Annotated in this window: 20 protein-coding genes; 18 read left to right on the forward strand and 2 right to left on the reverse strand. The window is 67.5% G+C overall.

All coding sequences use genetic code 11. The annotated features are described in order from the left end of the window. The first annotated feature begins 1 nt into the window (after position 1). From coxB to IBL25_RS11095, 6 genes are read left to right on the forward strand one after another with little or no spacing between them, the layout of a single operon-like run. Positions 2-985, forward strand: a complete 984-nt coding sequence (gene coxB, locus IBL25_RS11070; protein ID WP_187778602.1) for a cytochrome c oxidase subunit II — start codon at positions 2-4, stop codon at positions 983-985. Further along, complete coding sequence (gene ctaD, locus IBL25_RS11075; RefSeq protein ID WP_187778603.1) at positions 982-2,895, forward strand: cytochrome c oxidase subunit I; 1,914 nt, start codon at positions 982-984, stop codon at positions 2,893-2,895. Before coxB ends, ctaD begins: the two co-directional genes overlap by 4 nt. Further along, positions 2,892-3,494, forward strand: coding sequence for a cytochrome c oxidase subunit 3 (locus IBL25_RS11080; protein WP_187778604.1), 603 nt, complete (start codon positions 2,892-2,894; stop codon positions 3,492-3,494). Before ctaD ends, IBL25_RS11080 begins: the two co-directional genes overlap by 4 nt. Continuing rightward, the gene (locus IBL25_RS11085) at positions 3,491-3,823 is read left to right on the forward strand and encodes a hypothetical protein (RefSeq protein WP_202986752.1); all 333 of its coding nucleotides are present in this window, start codon (positions 3,491-3,493) and stop codon (positions 3,821-3,823) included. Before IBL25_RS11080 ends, IBL25_RS11085 begins: the two co-directional genes overlap by 4 nt. Then, complete coding sequence (locus IBL25_RS11090) at positions 3,811-4,716, forward strand: cytochrome c oxidase assembly protein (protein ID WP_187778605.1); 906 nt, start codon at positions 3,811-3,813, stop codon at positions 4,714-4,716. Before IBL25_RS11085 ends, IBL25_RS11090 begins: the two co-directional genes overlap by 13 nt. Beyond that, positions 4,706-5,230: a c-type cytochrome gene (locus tag IBL25_RS11095; RefSeq protein ID WP_238940356.1), complete on the forward strand. Its 525-nt coding sequence runs from the start codon at positions 4,706-4,708 to the stop codon at positions 5,228-5,230. Before IBL25_RS11090 ends, IBL25_RS11095 begins: the two co-directional genes overlap by 11 nt. Positions 5,231-5,233: 3 nt before the next feature. Here the strand turns inward: IBL25_RS11095 and IBL25_RS11100 are convergent, their stop codons facing one another. Then, positions 5,234-6,124: a cytochrome c gene (locus IBL25_RS11100; protein ID WP_187778606.1), complete on the reverse strand. Its 891-nt coding sequence runs from the start codon at positions 6,122-6,124 to the stop codon at positions 5,234-5,236. 381 nt (positions 6,125-6,505) lie between these two features. Between IBL25_RS11100 and rutA the strand changes: the two genes are divergently transcribed. The 12 genes from rutA to IBL25_RS11165 all read left to right on the forward strand — a co-directional run bounded on the left by rutA (position 6,506) and on the right by IBL25_RS11165 (position 18,033). Next, entirely contained in the window at positions 6,506-7,585 is a 1,080-nt protein-coding gene (rutA, locus tag IBL25_RS11110; protein WP_187778608.1) for a pyrimidine utilization protein A, read from the forward strand. Then, on the forward strand, positions 7,585-8,316 hold the full coding sequence (rutB, locus tag IBL25_RS11115) for a pyrimidine utilization protein B (protein ID WP_187778609.1): 732 nt from the start codon (positions 7,585-7,587) through the stop codon (positions 8,314-8,316). Before rutA ends, rutB begins: the two co-directional genes overlap by 1 nt. A 17-nt stretch (positions 8,317-8,333) precedes the next feature. Continuing rightward, positions 8,334-8,723 (forward strand): pyrimidine utilization protein C, encoded by a 390-nt coding sequence (rutC, locus tag IBL25_RS11120; RefSeq protein WP_187778610.1) that lies wholly within the window; start codon positions 8,334-8,336, stop codon positions 8,721-8,723. Next, positions 8,720-9,496 (forward strand): pyrimidine utilization protein D, encoded by a 777-nt coding sequence (gene rutD, locus IBL25_RS11125; protein ID WP_187778611.1) that lies wholly within the window; start codon positions 8,720-8,722, stop codon positions 9,494-9,496. Before rutC ends, rutD begins: the two co-directional genes overlap by 4 nt. 82 nt (positions 9,497-9,578) lie before the next feature. Continuing rightward, positions 9,579-11,522 carry a bifunctional 2',3'-cyclic-nucleotide 2'-phosphodiesterase/3'-nucleotidase gene (locus IBL25_RS11130; RefSeq protein WP_187778612.1) on the forward strand — a complete coding sequence of 648 codons (1,944 nt, stop codon included), beginning with the start codon at positions 9,579-9,581 and terminating at the stop codon, positions 11,520-11,522. Positions 11,523-11,553: 31 nt separating this feature from the next. Then, a complete protein-coding gene (locus IBL25_RS11135) occupies positions 11,554-12,549 on the forward strand; it encodes a BMP family lipoprotein (protein ID WP_187778613.1) in 996 nt (331 codons plus the stop codon). Further along, positions 12,549-14,096, forward strand: a complete 1,548-nt coding sequence (locus IBL25_RS11140) for an ABC transporter ATP-binding protein (RefSeq protein WP_187778614.1) — start codon at positions 12,549-12,551, stop codon at positions 14,094-14,096. Before IBL25_RS11135 ends, IBL25_RS11140 begins: the two co-directional genes overlap by 1 nt. Then, a complete protein-coding gene (locus IBL25_RS11145; RefSeq protein ID WP_187778615.1) occupies positions 14,093-15,166 on the forward strand; it encodes an ABC transporter permease in 1,074 nt (357 codons plus the stop codon). Before IBL25_RS11140 ends, IBL25_RS11145 begins: the two co-directional genes overlap by 4 nt. Further along, positions 15,166-16,134, forward strand: a complete 969-nt coding sequence (locus tag IBL25_RS11150; RefSeq protein WP_187778616.1) for an ABC transporter permease — start codon at positions 15,166-15,168, stop codon at positions 16,132-16,134. Before IBL25_RS11145 ends, IBL25_RS11150 begins: the two co-directional genes overlap by 1 nt. After that, positions 16,134-16,541, forward strand: a complete 408-nt coding sequence (locus IBL25_RS11155) for a cytidine deaminase (protein ID WP_187778617.1) — start codon at positions 16,134-16,136, stop codon at positions 16,539-16,541. The genes IBL25_RS11150 and IBL25_RS11155 overlap by 1 nt, the downstream gene beginning before the upstream one ends. Continuing rightward, on the forward strand, positions 16,538-17,095 hold the full coding sequence (locus IBL25_RS11160) for a nucleoside 2-deoxyribosyltransferase (RefSeq protein WP_187778618.1): 558 nt from the start codon (positions 16,538-16,540) through the stop codon (positions 17,093-17,095). Before IBL25_RS11155 ends, IBL25_RS11160 begins: the two co-directional genes overlap by 4 nt. Next, on the forward strand, positions 17,095-18,033 hold the full coding sequence (locus IBL25_RS11165; RefSeq protein WP_187778619.1) for a nucleoside hydrolase: 939 nt from the start codon (positions 17,095-17,097) through the stop codon (positions 18,031-18,033). Before IBL25_RS11160 ends, IBL25_RS11165 begins: the two co-directional genes overlap by 1 nt. Before the next feature lie 24 nt (positions 18,034-18,057). On the opposite strand, the gene IBL25_RS11170 is transcribed toward IBL25_RS11165, so the two are convergent. After that, positions 18,058-18,901, reverse strand: an 844-nt coding sequence (locus IBL25_RS11170; protein ID WP_187778620.1) for a polysaccharide deacetylase family protein, incomplete at its 5' end; no start/stop codon positions are given.

The following is an 18,901-nucleotide window of genomic DNA, read 5'->3' on the forward strand; positions in this document are numbered from 1 at the left end:
CATGCGCCGTTTCTGGCTTCTGGCACTGGGCCTGCTTTGCACCGGTTGCTCCTCCGATTGGCAATCGGCGCTGGCGCCGCAGGGGGATGTGGCGCGGCACCTGGGCAGCTTGTTCTGGCTCTTCACCATCACTGCCGGGGTGATCTGGCTGGCGGTGATGCTGGTGCTGCTGCTGGGGCTCTGGCGGCGGGCGCAGGCGCCGCAGGCGGTGGCCGACCGCCGCGCCGGTATCGCTGTGGGCGCCGCCGTGGCCGCCACGGTGCTGATCATCAGCGGGCTGACGCTGGCCAGCTACCTCGCCACCCGCACGCTCGCGAATGATGCGGCGGATGCGCTGGTCATCCGGGTGCGTGGCTTCCAGTGGTGGTGGGAAGTCACCTACCAGGATGAAGCGCCGAACCGCAGCTTCCTGACCGCCAACGAGATCCATATTCCCGTGGGCCGCCCGGTGCGGATCGAGCTGGCCGCCGCCGATGTTATCCATTCCTTCTGGGTGCCCAACCTTTCCGGCAAGCAGGACATGATCCCGGGGCGGGACAATGCCATCACCTTCACCGCGCAGCAGCCCGGCATCTGGCGCGGCCAATGCGCCGAGTTCTGCGGGTTGCAACACGCCCATATGGCCCTGCTGGTGGTGGCCGAACCGCCCGAGGCCTTCGAGCGCTGGCGGGAGGCGCAGATCGCCGAGGCCCGCGCCCCGGCCGATGAGGCGGAGGCGGAAGGCCAGCGGTTGCTGGAAGCCAAGGCCTGCGGCGCCTGCCACACCGTGCGTGGCACAACTGCCGCCGGCACGCTGGGGCCGGACCTGACGCATCTGGCCTCCCGCCAATACCTCGCCGCCGGGATGCTGCCGATGACCCGCGGCGCGATGGCGGCCTGGATCGCGGACCCGCAGGGCGTGAAGCCGGGCAACAACATGCCCATGGTGCCGCTGACGCCGGACGAATTGCAGGCCCTCTCGGCCTATTTGGTGAGCCTGAAATGAGCAACGAGCGCCCGCCGCATGACACGCGCGACACCATGCTGGCGGAGGCACCGCTGGCGCATGGGTTGACGCGCACCTGGCAGACGCCGCGCGGCCTGCTGGGGGCGCTCTCCACGGTGGACCACAAGATCATTGGCCGCCGCTATATCGCCACGGCCTTTGTTTTCCTGGCGCTGGGTGGCGTGCTGGGCCTGCTGATGCGCTGGCAGCTGGCGCAGCCGGAGGCGAGGGTGGTCAGCCCGGACCTCTACAACCAGATCTTCACCGTCCACGGCACGAACATGATGTTTCTCTTCGCCGTGCCGGTGATGGAGGCTTTCGCCGTCTATCTCGTGCCCCTGATGGTGGGCACGCGCAACATCGCCTTTCCGCGCCTGAACGCCTTCTCCTACTGGGTCTATCTGGCGGGGGGCACCCTGCTCTGGGTCGCCTTCGTGCTGGATGTCGGGCCGGATGTCGGCTGGTTCGCCTATGTGCCGCTGTCGGGCCCGCAATACGCCCCCGGCAAGCGCGCCGATATCTGGGCGCAGATGATCACCTTCACTGAAATTTCGGCGCTGGCGGTGGCGGTTGAGATCGTGGTGACGGTGCTGAAGCAGCGCGCCCCTGGCATGTCGCTGAACCGCATTCCGCTTTTCGTCTGGGCGATGCTGGTGACATCCTTTGTCGTCATCCTGGCCATGCCCGCCGTCATGGTGGCCAGCAGCGCGTTGATCCTGGACCGGCTGGTGGGCACGCATTTCTTCAACCCGGCGGAAGGCGGGGACGTGCTGCTCTGGCAGCATCTCTTCTGGTTCTTCGGCCACCCCGAGGTCTACATCATCTTCATCCCGGCAGTGGGCATGATCTCCTCCATGCTGCCCACCTTCTGCCGCCGCCCGATCTTCGGCTACCTGCCGCTGGTGCTGGCACTGGTGGGCACGGGAATCCTGGCCTTCGGGCTCTGGGTGCACCACATGTTCACCACGGGCCTGCCACGGGTGGGGGAGAGCTTCTTCACCGCCTCCTCCATGGCCATCGCGGTGCCCAGCGGCATCCAGATCTTCTGCTGGCTGGCGACCATCTGGTACGGCCGGCCTGTGCTGAAGACGCCGATGCTGATGATCCTGGCTTTCTTCTTCACCTTCATCCCCGGCGGGCTCACCGGCGTCATGGTCGCCTCGGTGCCGCTGGATACGCAGTTGCACGACAGCTACTTCGTGGTCGCGCATTTCCATTACGTGCTGGTCGGCGGCGCGGTCTTCCCGCTGATCGGGGCTGTCTATTACTGGTATCCCAAGATCGTCGGGCGGATGATGAGCGAGCGCATCGGCCGCTGGGTGGCCGGGCTGCTGCTGGTGGGCTTCAACCTCACCTTCTTCCCCATGCATATTCTGGGGCTGCAGGGCATGACGCGGCGCATCTATGCCTATCCGGAGGACATGGGCTGGGGCGGCCTGAACCTCTTCGTCAGCCTCAGCGCCGTGCTGCTGGCGGCGGGCTTCCTGCTCTTCTTCATCGATGCCTTCCGCGCCGCACGCCATGGGCCTGAGGCGGGCGAGAATCCCTGGGGCGCCGCCACGCTGGAATGGGCCACCGCTTCTCCGCCGCCGCCCTATAACTTCGCGCGCATTCCGGTGGTCAGCAGCGCCAATCCGCTCTGGGATTCGCCGGACAGCCTGCCCGTGGCCACCGGCCTTCGCGTGGACCGGCGGGAGTTGTTGGTCACCAGCATCACCGAGGCGAAGCCCGAGGCGCGGGAATCCTCGCCCACGGATTCCATCTGGCCGCTGCTGGCCGCCATCTGCACCTGCTCGATGCTGCTGGGCTCCATCTTCACGCCCTGGGCGGTGGTCTGGGGCATGATTCCCGTCTCGGCCGCGCTGGTCGCCTGGTTCTGGCCCAAAGGCAGCCCGGAGGAAGAGGCATGAGGCAGCATATCGTCGCCGATCTCGGCGACCTTCCTCTCCATGGCCAGAAGACCGCCAGCATGACCTGGTGGGGCACGCTGGCCTTCATGCTGATCGAAGGCACCGGCTTCGCGCTGATGATCGGCGTGTATCTCTATCTCGGCAGCCTGGCGCCGGAATGGCCGATCAATGCCGCGCCACCAGACCTCGGCCCCGGCACCGGTGTCACGCTGCTGCTGCTGGTGAGCCTGGTGCCGAACTGGCTGCTGGGCCGCTGGGCGGCGGCGGAGGACCTGCGGCGGGTGCGGATCGGGCTGCTGGTGATGGCGGCTTTCGGCACCGCGCCCATGGTGCTGCGCATCTGGGAATTCGCTGCCCTCAACGTGACCTGGGATGCCAATGCCTATGGCTCCACCGTCTGGGTGCTGCTGGGCCTGCACACCACCCATATCATCACAGACCTGGGCGAGACCTTCGTGCTCTGCGCCATGATGTTCAGCCGCCACGCCAACAATCCGCGCCGCTTCGGTGACGTGCAGGATGGCGTGCTTTACTGGTATTTCGTGGTGCTGACCTGGCTGCCGATCTATGCCGTCCTTTACGGGATACCGCGGCTGTGACGGCGCGGGTGGGAATCTGGCGCCTGCTGGCGCTGCTGGCCGGGCTGGGCGTTGGTCCGGGCATCTGGGCGCTCAGCACGCAGCTTGGCCAGATCCTGCCCTATGCCGAGTGCGGCGCCAGCATCCGGCCCAGCACCTTCCTCGGCGCGGCTGGCGTGCTGATGGCGCTGGCATCGGCCTGGATGTCCTGGCGCGCCGCCGCCGGCCTGCGGGGGCAGGAGGCTCTGCGCTTCACCGGCCAGCTCTCGGCGCTGATGGGCCTGCTGGTGGCCTTCGCGCTCTTGCTGCAAACGGCCGCGACCCTGGTGATCTCCGCATGCGAGCGCTAGCCCCCGCCGCGCTCCTGGCGCTGCTGCTGGCCCCGGCCGCCGCGCTGGCCCATGGTGCCGATCCGCATGGCCAAGTGCCTGTCTGGACATTCGACCCCTGGGTGGTGGTGCCCCTGGTGGTGGCCCTGGCGCTTTATCTGGGTGGGCTGGCTGCCTTGTGGCGCCGGGCGGGGCCGGGGCATGGCATCCGCTTCTGGCAGGCCGGCTGCTATCTGGCGGGGTGGCTCGCGCTGGCGGGGGCCCTGCTCTCACCGCTGCACTGGTGGGGCGAGCATCTCTTCACCGCCCACATGATCGAGCATGAGGTGGTGATGATCGTCGCCGCGCCGCTGCTGGTGCTGGGGCGGCCGCTTGGGGCGGGGCTCTGGGCCTGGCCGGTGGCGGCGCGGCGGCGGATGGGGCGGCTGGCGCAGGGCGGTGGCCTTGCCGGGCTGCCGTGGCGGCTGGTCACGCGGCCGGCGGTGGCCTCCCTGCTGCATGCGCTGGCCATCTGGGCCTGGCACGTGCCGGCGCTGTTCGATGCCACGGTCACCAGCACCGCCATACACCGGCTGCAACATCTCAGCTTCCTGCTCAGCGCGCTGCTGTTCTGGTGGGCCATGCTGCAGCGGGCGCATCCTGGCACGGCGGCGGCGCATCTCTTCGCCACCATGGTGCATACCGGCATCCTGGGCGCGGTGCTCTGCTTCGCACCGCGCGTCCTGTTCCATGCCCAGACCGCGCAGGCCGCCCTCTGGGGCCTGACACCGCTGGAGGACCAGCAACTGGCCGGGCTGGTCATGTGGGTGCCGGGCGGCATCGTCTATGTCGGTGCCGCGCTGGCCTTCGTGGCGCTCTGGATACGGCGCAGCAGCGGGTGGAAGGATGGCGGCGATGCCCTCCGTGTTTCTTAGCCTCCTGCGGCTGTTGGCGGTGCTGCTGCCGATCAGTTGGACGTTGGACCGCCGGCTGCGCGGGCATCGCCCTGCCATGGCGCCCGCCGTGGAAGGTTCCGTGCCGCTGCCCTGGCGCAACCGCCGGCGCTGGCTGATCAGCCTGGGCGGCGTGCTGGTGCTGGCCCTGGCCGCCGCGGCCTTCGCGCAATGGAGTGCGGGGAGGGAGGCCGAGCGCATCGCCCGGGCTCTGACGGGCGGAGAGCCGTCACGCGCCCCGGCGCTGATCACCCGCTATGGCTGCGGCGGTTGCCATGTCATTCCCGGCGCGCCTGGCGCCGATGGCCGCGTGGCCGCGCCACTGGCTGGCCTGCGGGAGCGGGTCTACCTGGGCGGTGTGCTGCGCAACACGCCGGAGAATCTGGTGGCCTGGATGATCGACCCACGCGCCTTCTCACCCCGCACCGCCATGCCGGCCACCGGCATCACCGAGGCCGAGGCGCGTGATGTCGCCGCCTGGCTGTATGCCCACTGAGCCTCAGGGCTTCGGCGTCGGACGCGGGGGCTGGGAGAGAATATAGGCCGCGATCGCCTCCCGCTCCTCACGCGGCACGCTGGCGGTATTGACCACCACATCCGCCATGGAGGATGCGACCTTGCGCCCGTCCGGCGTCCAGCCGGTGGTCAGCAGCGTCACCATATCCTCGCGCGACCAGCCCGCCAGCCGTGCCTGCGTGATATTGGGCACGAAGCCGACGCCTTCCTGGTCCCGGCCGCCGGCGAAGCGTGTTTCCGGCTTGATGGCATTGAGGATGTTGCGGGAGGAATGGCATTCCGCGCAATGCGTCACCGCTTCCACCAGGTAATGGCCGCGGTTCCAGGCGGCATCCATGGAAGGGTCCTCGACGATGGGATCGTGTTCCAGGAACAACAACTTCCAGAAGCCGATGGCGCGCCGCAGCTTGAAGAGCAGCGGCAGTTCATGCGGCGGCACGCGGCCCTGCACCGGCGGCAGATTGCGCAGGTAGGCCCAGAGATCGGCCACATCCTCAGGCCGCATGCGGGAATAGCTGGTGTAAGGTAGCGCAGGATAATAATGCTGCCCCGCGGGCGAGACGCCCGACACCAGCGCATTCGCCAGGTCGATGCCGCGCCAGTGGCCGATGCCGTCCTGCGGATCGGGTGAGATATTCGGCGGCCGGAAAGTGCCGAAGGGCGAGCTGAGCGCCATGCCGCCACCCAGCCGCAGCCTGTCTCCCTGTCCTGGCGTGGCATGGCAAGAGGCACAATCGCCGAGGGCGAAGATCACCTGGCCACGCGCGGCATCACCATGCTCGAAGCGATCCGCATCGGCATCCTCGAAGGCTTTCACCGGCTGGGAAAGCACATAAGCCCCGACGCCTGTCGCCACGACAGCCGCCGCGAGCATCCATCGCCAGCGGCGGCGTGGGGCAAGGGAGCCCTGCCGTCGTGTCGATGTCGCTCTCGGTTTGCGCATGCCACATGATATCGGGCCTGCCGCCGCCTGCTCAAGCCATCCACACAGGCATTGCCGGCCACGGCCGCGTGAGGGCCTTGGAAGCAGGAGCGTGCATCCGCGATACGTTGCTTCCGCCACATCTCATCCGACGGATATTTGTGGCATTCGCCCAAGAAGAAGGCAACCAACTGCCGAAGCATGGGCGGATTGTTCTGATTCAGAACAAACGACCTGAGCTGCTTCTCCAGGCGAACCTCTGGCACGCCGCATGCACAGTGCCGGAAGGCGCCCGCCTGCCAGGCGCGTGGATCGGATGACGGAGGAGCGGATATGGAAATCGGCGTCTTCATTCCCATCGGCAATAACGGCTGGCTGATCTCGGAGACGGCGCCGCAATACAAGCCGAGCTTCGACCTCAACCGCGCCATCGTGGAGAAGGCGGAGCGTTACGGCTTCGATTTCGCGCTCTCCATGATCAAGCTGCGCGGCTTTGGTGGGAAGACCGAGTTCTGGGACCACAACCTCGAAACCTTCACGCTGATGGCGGGGCTGGCGGCGGTGACCTCCCGCATCAAGCTCTATGCCACGGCGGCTACGCTGGTGATGCCGCCGGCGATCGTGGCACGCATGGCCTCGACCATCGACAGCATCTCCCATGGCCGCTTCGGGCTGAATGTCATCACCGGCTGGCAGAAGCCCGAGTACAGCCAGATGGGCCTCTGGCCGGGAGATGAATTCTTCCGGACGCGCTACCAATATCTGGCGGAATATGTGCAGGTGCTGCGTGACCTTTGGGAAACCGGACGCAGCGACCTGAAGGGCGACTTCTTCCAGATGGAGGATTGCCGCCTCAGCCCAAGGCCGCAGGCAGATATGAAGATCATCTGCGCCGGCACCAGCGAGGCCGGGATGGCCTTCACCGCCAGGTATGCCGACTACAACTTCTGCTTCGGGCTTGGCCTGAACACCCCGAAGGCCTTCGCCACCACGACGGAGCGCCTGCGCGCCGCCGCGGCCAGGGAAGGGCGGGAAGTGCCGGCCTTCCCGCTGTTCATGGTCATCGCCGACGAAACGGACGAGGCCGCGATGGCCAAGTGGGAGCACTACAAGGCCGGCGCCGATACTGAGGCCTTGCAATGGATGGTGGCGCAGACGGAGGCGGACAAGAACGCGGGCAAGGATGCCAATGTCCGCAACATGGCGCGCGCGGAATCGGCGGTGAACCTCAATATGGGCACCATTGTCGGCTCCTATGCCACCTGCGCGCGGTTGCTCGATGAGATCGCGGAAGTACCAGGCGCCGGCGGCGTGATGCTGACCTTCGATGACTTCCTGGACGGCATTGAAGCCTTCGGGCAGCACATCCAGCCGCTGATGCAAAGCCGCAGGCATGTGATGGAGCTGGCCTGATGTCGCAGGCCCGTGCTGGCCATGCGCCGGAGACCACCACCCGCCCCGCTGTCACCCTGCCTGCGCGGCCGGAGCCGCTGCGCCTGCAGCCTTCCGAGACGGCGCTGATCATCGTCGATATGCAGAATGCCTATGCCTCGGGAGGGGGTTACCTCGACCTCGCGGGCTTCGATATCTCCGGCGCGGCGGGTGCCATCGCCGCCATCGCCAAGGCGGCCGCCGTGGCCAGGGCCGCCGGCATGCCTGTCTTCTACTTCCAGAACGGCTGGGACGCCGGCTATGCCGAGGCGGGTGGCCCGGGCTCGCCCAACTGGCACAAGTCGAATGCGCTGAAGACCATGCGCAAACGGCCCGAGCTGGAAGGCCGGTTTCTCGCCAAGGGCGGCTGGGACTATGCCCTGGTGGATGCGCTGGCGCCGCAGCCCGGGGACTTCGTGGTGCCCAAGACGCGCTACAGCGGCTTCTTCAACACCAACATGGACAGCATGCTGCGGGCGCGCGGCATTCGGAACCTGGTTTTCACCGGCATCGCCACGAATGTCTGCGTCGAATCCTCGCTGCGCGACGCCTTCCACCTCGAATACTTCCCGGTGATGCTGGAGGACGCCACGCATCACGCGGGGCCCGATTATATCCGAAAGGCCACGGTCTATAACGTGGAAACCTTCTTTGGATGGGTTTCCACCGTGGCCGATTTCTGCGGCGCCCTTGGCCAGCAACCCTCAGCCTGAAGGGGAAGAAGGCGTCCATGCCCATGAAGCCCATCATTCCACCTGGCAGCGGCAGGCCCATCGCACCCTTCTCCCCCGGCGCGATGGCGGATAACGTACTCTATGTCTCCGGCACGCTGCCCTTCGACAAGGACAACAACGTGGTGCATGCCGGCGATGCCGCCGCGCAGACGCGCCATGTGCTGGAGATCATCAAAGGTGTTGTCGAAGCTGCCGGCGGCGGCATGGCGGACGTGGCGTTCAACTCGATCTTTATCACCGATTGGGCGAACTACGCTGCCATCAACAGCGTCTATGCTGAATATTTCCCGGGCGATAAGCCCGCGCGCTATTGCATCCAGTGCGGGCTGGTGAAGCCGGATGCACTGGTCGAGATCGCCAGCATCGCCCATCTGCCGCGCACATGAAGTACCAGCTTCTGGGCCGCGCCGATGCGGCGGAAACGGTGGTGCTCTCGGCGGGGCTTGGCGGCGCCGGCAGCTTCTGGATGCCGCAGGTTGAGGCATTGGCGCGGGAGTACCGCGTGGTGCTCTACGACCACCGCGGCACCGGCGACAATGCGGAGCCGCTGCCGGAGCATTATACCATCGGGCATATGGCCGAGGACGTGATCAAGATCCTCGATGCCCTGGGGGCGCAGAAGGCGCATCTGCTTGGCCATGCACTGGGTGGGCTGGTGGCGCTGGAACTGGCCCTGCGCCATCCTGGGCGTGTTGGCCGAATCGTCGTCGTCAATGGCTGGCTGAAGGCGGACAGCCATACCCGCCGCTGCTTTGACACGCGCCTGGCGGCGCTGCGCGGAGGCGGGCCGGCGGCCTATGTCCGGGCGCAGCCGATATTCCTCTACCCCGCTGCCTGGCTTTCGGCCCATGCGGACCGCATGGAGGCGGAGGAGGCACATGGCCTCGCGCACTTCCAGGGCGAGGCCAATCTGCGGGCGCGCATCGATGCCCTGCTGGCCTATGACGCCAGCCTTGTCGCCAGCAGCATTTCCGCACCTGTACTCGTCGCTGCCGCACGGGACGATGTGCTGGTGCCCTGGACAGCCTCCCAGACCATGGCTCGCGTCCTGCCAAAAGCCAGGCTCTGGCTTGCGGCGGAGGGAGGCCATGCCTTCACGGTGGTGGCGCCGGCGACTTTCAATGCGGAGCTTTTCCGTTTCCTATCCGATCCGGCTTAGTCTTCTCACGCCTTGATGGTTGATCGGCAGGCTTGCGGCGGCGACAATGCCGCCGCGCAGTCAACACATCTGGGCAGTTCCCATGCCGTCTATCTTCCGCCGTGCCTTGCTACTGAGCGCCGCCGCTCTTCCACTGGCGCTATCCGAGGCACCCGCGGCCCAGGCTCCTGCAAAGCTCAGACTCCGCTTGCTGGAAACCACGGACCTGCACGTCAATGTCTATCCCTATGACTACTACCGGGACCGAGCGGACGATACGGTGGGGCTGGCCAAGACCGCCTCGCTGATCACCGCCGCGCGGGCAGAGGTTCCGAATGCATTGCTGTTCGATAACGGCGATGTCATTCAGGGCAGCCCCTTAGGCGATTACATGGCCTATTCGCATGGCCTGAAGCCGGGGCAGGTGCACCCGATCATCGCCGCGATGAATGAGCTGGGTTATCTCTGCGGCACGCTCGGCAACCATGAGTTCAATTACGGGCTCGACTATCTTGGCGTCTCGCTGGCCGGGCAGAACTTCCCGAGTGTCTGCGCCAATGCCCTGAAGCCCGATGGCACCACGCTGGTGCCGCCCACGCGCGTCTTCACGCGTGAAATGGTGGATGAGGCCGGGCAGAAGCACAGCCTGCGTATCGGCGTCATCGGCTTCGTGCCGCCACAGATTGTGCAATGGGACCAGGCCAACCTGAATGGCAAGCTGACCACCATCGACATCGTGGAGGCCGCCCGCCAGTACCTGCCGCAGCTGCGGGCAGAGTCGGACGTGGTGGTGGCCCTGTGCCATTCCGGCATCGCTGGCGGCGAGCCTAAGGCGGGCGCCGAGAACGCGGCGCTCCATCTCGCGCAGGTGCCGGGGATCGACGCGATTCTGGCCGGCCATCAGCACCTTGTCTTCCCTGGCGGTGATTTCGCCAATATCCCGGGCGTGGACGCCAAACGCGGCACGCTGCATGGCGTGCCGGCGGTGATGGCCGGCTTCTGGGGCAGCCACCTCGGTGTCATCGACCTGGTGCTGGAGCGCGAGGGCAGTGCCTGGAAGGTTGCCGACTTCGGTACCGAGGCGCGCCCGATCTACGAACGTGCGCCGGACCGCAAGATCGTCTCGAAGGTCGATGCCGCTCCCGCTGTACTGGCCGCGGCCCGCACGGAGCATGAGGCGACGCTGGCCTATGTGCGCCAACCCGTCGGCGAGACCAAAGGTTCCATCAACAGCTACTGGGCGCTGGTGGCGGATGACCCTTCGGTCCAGATCGTCTCCAATGCACAAAGCTGGTATGTGAGGGAGCTGGCGAGGAGTGCCGGCATGGGCGACATCCCGCTGCTTTCCGCCGCCGCGCCCTTCAAGGCCGGTGGCCGCGGCGGGCCGGACTACTTCACGGACGTGAAGCCGGGGCCGGTCGCCATCAAGGATGTCGCGGATATCTACCTCTACCCCAACACCTTGCGGGTGGTGAAGGTGAAGGGCGCGCAGGTGCGGGAATGGCTGGAGCGCTCCGCCGGCCTCTTCAACCGCATCGACCCGGCCTTGACTGCCGAGCAGGAACTGATCAACACGAAGTTCCCTTCCTATAACTTCGACATCATTGATGGTGTCACCTACAGGATCGATGTCACTCAGCCTTCCCGCTACGACAATGACGGCAAGGTGGTGGCGCCCGAGGCGCATCGTATCCGCGACCTGGCTTTCAACGGCAAGCCGATCGATGACGCGCAGGAATTCCTGGTCGCCACCAACAACTATCGAGCGGGCGGCGGCGGCAACTTCCCCGGCGCCGATGGCAAGACCATCGTGATCGAGGCGCCGGACCTGAACCGGGATGTTGTGGTGCGCTACATCGTCGAGCAGAAGACCATCGACCCTTCGGCAGATGGCAACTGGAGTTTTGCACCTTGGCCGAACACGGCCGTGGTTAGCTATGTCACCGGCCCCGGTGCCACGGCCTTCCGCCCCGCCGGCCTGAACGTGGAGCCCATGGGCAACACGCCGGAAGGCTTCACCAAGTATCGCCTCGGCCATGCCGGCTGACGCGGCGCAGCACAGGAAACGGAACTCCACCATGAAGAAGATGCTCGCCACGGCGCTGGCCGCCGCCCTGTTGACCATCAGTGCCGCCCAGGCTGCCGAGATCAACCCTGCCGTTGTCTTCGACATGGGTGGCAAGTTCGACAAGTCCTTCAACGAGGGCGTGCATGCCGGCGCGGAAAGCTTCACCAAGGAAACCGGCGTCGCCGTGCGGGAATTCGAGCCGCAGAACGACACGCAGCGGGAGCAGGCGCTGCGCAACTTCGCCCGCCGCGGCCAGACGCCCATCATCGCGGTCGGCTTCAACCAGGCCAGCGCGGTGAAGACCGTGGCGGCGGAGTTCCCGAAGCTGCAGTTCGTGATCATCGATTCCGTGGTGGAGGCACCCAATGTGCAGTCCATTGTCTTCCGGGAAGAGCAGGGCTCCTACCTCGCCGGTATGCTGGCAGCGCTGAAGAGCGCGACGGGCAAGGTGGGCTTCGTCGGCGGCATGGACGTGCCGCTGATCCGCAAGTTCGCCTGCGGCTATGTGCAGGGCGCGAAGGCCGGCAGGCCGGGCATCGAGGTGCTGCAGAACATGACCGGCTCCACGCCCTCCGCCTGGAATGACCCGGTGCGTGGCGGCGAGCTGGCGCGGTCGCAGATCGAGCGTGGCGCGGATGTGATCTTCCACGCGGCGGGCGCCACGGGCATCGGCGTTCTCCAGGCGGCCTCGGATGCCGGCAAGTTCGGCATCGGCGTCGATTCCAACCAGAACCACCTGCATCCGGGCCATGTGCTGACCAGCATGGTGAAGCAGTTGGATGTCGCCACCCACAAGACACTGGTGGAGGCTCGGGACGGTAGCTGGAAGCCGGGCACACAGGTGCTGGGGCTGGCGGAAGATGGCGTGGGCCTGGCCTTCGACAGCAACAATGCCTCCATCGTCACGGCCGAGATGCGCGCGCGCATTGACCAGGCCAAGGCCGATATCGTCGCCGGCAAGGTGCGGGTGCACGACTACATGAGCAACAATTCCTGCCCGAACTGATGACGCCTCCGGACGCGGCGGCTCCCGCCATCGAGTTGGTTGGCATCGACAAGCGCTTTGGCGCCGTTCATGCCAACCGGGCGGTGGACCTCCTGGTCCGTCGCGGCCACATCCACGGCATCATCGGTGAGAATGGCGCCGGCAAATCGACGCTGATGGCTATCCTGCATGGCTTCTATCAGGCCGATGCCGGCACCATCCGTGTGAACGGGCATGACGCCACGATCCGCGACAGCCGCGACGCTATCCGCCTTGGGATCGAGATGGTCCATCAGCACTTCATGCTGGTGGAGCGCTTCACGGTGTTGGAAAACGTCATGCTGGGCGCCGAGGGCGGTGCCCGGCTGGCCCCCGGCGCCGCCAAGGCGCGCGCGGAACTCAGGCGCCTGGGCGAGACCTACGGGCTGACGGTGGACCCTGATGCGCGCATCGAGGATCTGCCCGTGGGCGCGCAGCAGCGCGTGGAAATCCTGAAGGCGCTGTATCGCGGCGCCGAGGTGCTGATCCTGGATGAGCCAACCGGCGTGCTGACGCCGCAGGAGGCGGATGACCTTTTCCGCGTGCTTCGCGCGTTGCGGGACCAGGGCCGCACGGTGCTGCTGATCACACACAAGCTGCGCGAGATCATGGCCATCACGGACCGGGTTTCCGTGATGCGGGCCGGGCAGATGGTGGCGCACCGGGATACGGCGGAAACCTCCACCGCCGAACTGGGTGAGCTGATGATCGGCCGCCGCCTTGCCGCCCCCGCGCCGCGCCCGGCGCCGCGCCTGGGCGAGACGCTGCTGGAGGCCCGGGGCCTTTCCGTGCGCGACGCGGCGGGGGTGGAGCGGGTGAAGGGCGTCGATCTGGCCTTGCGTGGCGGCGAGGTGCTGGGCATCGCCGGTGTGGCCGGGAACGGGCAGGGGGAGCTGCTGGAGGCACTGGCCGGCATGCGCACCCCTTCGGCCGGCGAGATCCGGCTGAACGGCCGCACCGTTTTCCCAGGCCGTGACTTCAATGCCGCCAGCCTGCGCCGCCAGCGCCTGGGTCATGTGCCGGAGGACCGGCTGCGCAGCGGGCTGGTGCGCAGCGCGCGGGCGGCGGAAACCGCCATCCTGGGCTATCAGCACGACCCGGCCTATCGCACCGGCCTGGGCCTTCTGTCGCGGGAAAAAATCGCGGCGCATGGCGCGCGGCTGATGCGGGATTACGACGTGCGGCCTGGCGACCCTTCGCTGCGCTCCTCCCTTTTTTCCGGCGGCAACCAGCAGAAGCTGATCCTGGGGCGGGAGATCGAGCGCGACCCCGCCGTGCTGCTGGTGGGGCAGCCCACGCGCGGCGTCGATATCGGCGGCATCGACGCCATCCACCAGCGCCTGCTGGCCTGCCGCGCGGCGGGCAAGGCGGTGCTGGTGGTCTCGGTGGAACTGGATGAAATCCTGGCGCTAGCCGACCGTATTCTGGTGATGTTCGATGGACGGATCATGGGTGAGCTGACGGCGGCCGAGGCCACGGAACAGCGCCTGGGCCTGCTGATGGCCGGCGTGCAGGAGGCGGCGGCATGAGCACGGCCTTGCCCCGCTGGGCCGACCTGATCCTCTTGCCGCTGATCAACCTGTTGCTGGCTCTGGGCCTGACGGCGCTGATCGTGCTGGCCACCGGTTCCGACCCCGTCGCGGCGCTGAAGGCGCTCGCGGTGGGCAGCCTCGGTTCCACCGATGCCATCGGCTACACGCTCTACTACGCCACCAACATGGCCTTCACCGGGCTGGCGGTGGCCGTAGCCTTCCAGGGCGGGTTGTTCAATATCGGCGCAGAAGGGCAGGCCTATCTGGCCGGGCTTGGCGTTGCGCTGGCGGCGCTGAACCTGGAATTCCTGCCGCCCGCGCTGCTGGTGCCGCTGGCCATCCTGGCTGGGGCAGGCTGCGGTGCGCTCTGGGCCGCCATTCCGGGCTGGTTGCAGGCGAGGCGCGGCAGCCACATCGTCATCACCACCATCATGTTCAACTTCCTGGCCGCTTCGCTGATGGTCTACCTGATCGTCAATGTGCTGATCGCGCCGGGCTCCATGTCGCCCGAGACGCGGCGCTTCACCACGGCGGCGGATCTGCCGGGGCTGGCGTCCTTCGGCTTTCCGTCCTCGGCGCCGGTCAATCTCGCGCTGCTGCTCGCGCTGCTGGCGGCGGGCGCCGTCTGGCTGCTGATCTGGCGCACGCCCTGGGGCTACGCCCTGCGCGTGATGGGCGAGAGCGCGGAGGTTGCCCGCTACGCCGGCATTGACCAGGGGCGGATGACAGTGCTGGTCATGGCGCTCTCCGGCGCCCTGGCCGGTGGCGTGGCGGTGAACGAGTTGCTGGGCGCGCAGCACAAGCTGCTGTTGGGCTTCACGGGCGGCTATGGCTTCACCGGCATCGCCGTGGCGCTGATGGGGCGGAACCACCCCGGTGGCGTGCTGCTGGCGGCGCTGCTCTTCGGCGCACTGACCCAGGGCGGGGCCGAAATGGCCTTCGAGGTGCCAGACGTGCCTTCCGAGATCGTGGTGCTGATCCAGGGGCTGGTGATCCTCTTCGCCGGGGCGCTGGGCAATATGCTGCGGCCGGGCCTGTCTCGCCTGCTCCAGCGGAAGCCGGCGTGATGGAAGGCTTCGACTTCGTCCCCATCCTGTCCGCCACGCTGCGCGTCGCCACGCCCCTGCTGCTGGCGGCCATGGCCGGGCTCTTCTCGGAACGCTCCGGCATCATCGATGTGGGGCTGGAAGGTAAGATGCTGGTGGCGGCCTTCGCCGCTGCCGCTGCCGCCTCCGTCAGCGGCAATGTCGTCGTCGGCCTGTTGGCGGGCATAGGCGCTTCCTGCCTGCTGGGGCTGGTGCATGCCTATGCCTGCGTGACCCTGCGTGGCTCCCAGGTCGTGTCCGGCATGGCCATCAACATCCTCGCCTCCGGCCTGACAGTGACCTTGGCGCTGGCCTGGTTCTCCATGGGCGGGCAGACGCCGCCGCTGCCCGCCGCCGCACGCTTTTTGCCCCTGACGCTGCCGAGCACGGAGGCGCTGGCGGGCGTGCCGGTGCTGGGCCGCGTTTATGGCGCGCTGCTCGGCGGCCAGACGGCGCTGGTCTATCTGGCATTGCTGCTGGTGCCGCTCTCCGCCTGGGTGCTCTACCGCAGCCGCTTCGGGCTGCGCCTGCGCGCCTGTGGCGAGCATCCGGCGGCCATCGACACCGCCGGCATTTCCGTGGCCCGGCTGCGCTATGCGGGGGTGCTGATCGCTTCCGTGCTCTGCGGCGTGGCGGGGGCCTATATCGCCACGGCCCAGGGCGCCGGCTTCCAGCGGGACATGATCGCGGGGCGTGGCTATATCGCGCTGGCGGCCATGATCCTGGGCGGCTGGCGCCCCTGGCCGATCCTGCTGGCCTGCCTGGCCTTCGGGCTGCTGGACGCGGTGGCCATCCGCCTGCAAGGCGTGGTGCTGCCGGGCATCGGCGCCTTTCCGGTGCAGGCCATCCAGGCCCTGCCTTACCTGCTGACGGTGGTGCTGCTGGCCGGCTTCGTCGGCCGCGCCATTCCGCCCAAGGCCAGCGGCACCCCATATGTGAAGGAACGCTGATGTCCGAAGCGTTGATCGACGCTGCTCTGGCCGCCCGCTCCCGCGCCTATGCTCCGTATTCCCGCTTCCTGGTGGGCGCCGCCCTGCAGACGGAGGAGGGGGCCATTCATGCGGGCTGCAATGTCGAGAATGCCGCCTATCCGGAAGGCACCTGCGCGGAGGCTGGCGCCATTGCCGCCATGGTGATGGCCGGCGGTCGCCGCATCGCTGAGGTTGTGGTGGCAGGCGGCGGCGAGATGCCCTGCACGCCCTGCGGCGGCTGCCGCCAGAAGATCCGCGAATTCGCGGCGCCGGATACGCCGGTGCGGATGGTGGACCCCTCCGGCCGGTTACTGCTGACCACGACGCTGGAGGCGTTGCTGCCGCATTCCTTTGGCCCCGACAATCTGGCAGGGAGCGGCGCATGAAAGCCTATCTCGCCGGGCCGGATGTCTTCCTGCCGAATGCCGTCGAACATGCCCGCCGCAAGGTGGAAATCTGCGCCCGCCTAGGTTTCGAGGGCCAGCCGCCCTTGAACGAGGATGTCGCCGCCCTCTCCAGCATGACTGAGGACGAGGCCTGGCGGACCATCTACCGCAAGGACGTGGCGATGATGGAGGCCTGCGACATCGTCATCGCCAACCTGACACCCTTTCGCGGCGTGTCCGCCGACAGTGGCACCCTGATCGAGATCGGCTGGTTCCTGGGGCGTGGCAAGCCGGTGTTTGGCTATTCCAACAGCGCCGCCTCCTTCGCCGAACGCTGCCGCGCCTATGGCGCCGCCCTGCCGGACCCGATCCCCGGCCTCAGCGTCGAGGGCTTCGGCCTGCCAGACAACCTGATGATCCCTGGCGCCGTTTTGCAGGCCGGTGGTTACCCGATGGTTGTGCCGACCGACGGGCGCGACCGCGCCTTCGATTCACTGCAGATGTTCGAAGCCTGCGCCACCCTGGCGGCGCGCCACATGGGGAAGATGGCCTGATGCGCCGGATCATCATCGACACCGATCCCGGCAAGGACGATGCCGTGGCCATCCTGCTGGCGCTGGCGGCGCCGGAGGAACTGGAACTGGTCTCCATCACCACCGTAGCTGGCAACGTGCCGCTCTCCCGCACCACGGCCAATGCGCTGGCGCTGCTGGAACTGGGTGGCCGCGCTGGTGTGCCGGTCTTCCCCGGCTGCGCGCGCCCGATGATCCGCCTGCCCATCACGGCGGAGCATGTTCATGGCGAAACCGGCCTGCAAGGCTTGGTGCTGCCGGAAGCGCAGGCGCCCGCGCGGCCGCAGCATGCGGTGGACCACCTGATCGAGGCGCTGCTGCGCGAGCCCGCCGGCAGCATCACCCTCTGCCTGCTGGGCCCCGCCACCAACCTGGCCATGGCGCTGGTGAAGGCGCCGGAGATCGCGCCGCGCATCGGCGAGGTGATCTGGATGGCCGGCGCGCGCAGCGAGGGCGGCAATGTCACCCCCGCCGCCGAATACAATGTCTATGCCGACCCGGAGGCCGCCGCCGTGCTGCTGGACAGCGGCGTGCCGCTGACCATGTTGCCGCTGGACCTGACGCATCAGGTATTGATGACGCGGGACCGCTTGCTGGCGCTGCGAAAGGTCGATACCGCCGCCGCCCGCGCCGTCGCCGTGATGTTCGGCGATGCCGATGGCAATCCGCAGCGGGAGCGTGAGAAGGATGGCATCCCGCTGCATGACCCCTGCGTCATCGCCCATCTGCTGGACCCCACGCTCTTCACCGGGCGCCGGATCAATGTGGCGGTGGAAACCGCCAGCCCGGTCTCGCTGGGCATGACCGTGGCCGACTGGTTCCATGTCACCGGCCGGCCACAGAACGCTCTCTGGCTGAACGAGACGGATGCGGACCGTTTCTTCGAGCTGCTCCTCACGCGGCTGGCCCGGCTGCCTTAGCGCCGGGCCGCCGCGCGGCGCCGGTCAGGTAGCCGGCGCTTCCGCATTCTCCTTGCACCAGGCGGCCACTTCGGCATGGCTGGCGAACCAGCAGTCGCCCTTGGCCTTGGCGGCGGCGATCACCTTCTCCAGCACCGGCATGCGGCTGCGGTGGCCGATGTAGTGCGGGTGCATGGTCAGCAGGTAGAGCCCGCCCTCCGCATAGGCGCCCTCGAATTCCGCCAGGAAGACCTCGGCCACGCCCGAGGGCGGCGTATAAGGGCGCAGCCCGCCAAAGCGGTTCATGTTGAAATAGACCGCATCATCGCGGATCCATTCCGGCGGCAGCTCGACGATGCCGGTCGGCGTGCCGCCCGAATTCAGCTCATAGGGGTCGTCATCGGCCATCAGGCTGCTGTCATAGAGCAGCCCCATCTCCCGGATGATGTCGAGCGTGCGCAGGGAGAAATCCCAGCTCGCCGTGCGCATGCCCACCGGGCGCTGGCCGGAAACCTGCTCCAGCGTCTCCGCGGCGCGGAAGGCGAGGTCGCGCTCGACCTCGTAGGGCAGCGCCGTGTTGCGCTCATGGATCCAGGAATGGATGCCGATTTCATGGCCTTCCTCGGCCACGCCGCGAACCTCGTCCTGGTGCAGCAGGGCGGAAACGGCGGGGTAGAAGAAGGTGGCCTTCACGCCCTCCCGCGCCAGCAGCGAGCGGATGCGCGGCATGGCCGCCCGTGCGCCATACTGGCCCTGGCTGATGCGCATCGGGCTCTCGTCGGAATCGCGCAGCGGAATGGTCTCGTGGTCCGCGTCGAAGGAGAGCGCCACGGCGCAGCGCGCGCCACCGGGCCAGGCGCGGGGGCGCAGGCTGCGGCCCGCGCGCGCG

Origin of the sequence: Pseudoroseomonas ludipueritiae (assembly GCF_014490445.1) — a bacterium.
In the GTDB taxonomy this organism is placed as follows: Bacteria; Pseudomonadota; Alphaproteobacteria; order Acetobacterales; family Acetobacteraceae; genus Pseudoroseomonas; species Pseudoroseomonas ludipueritiae.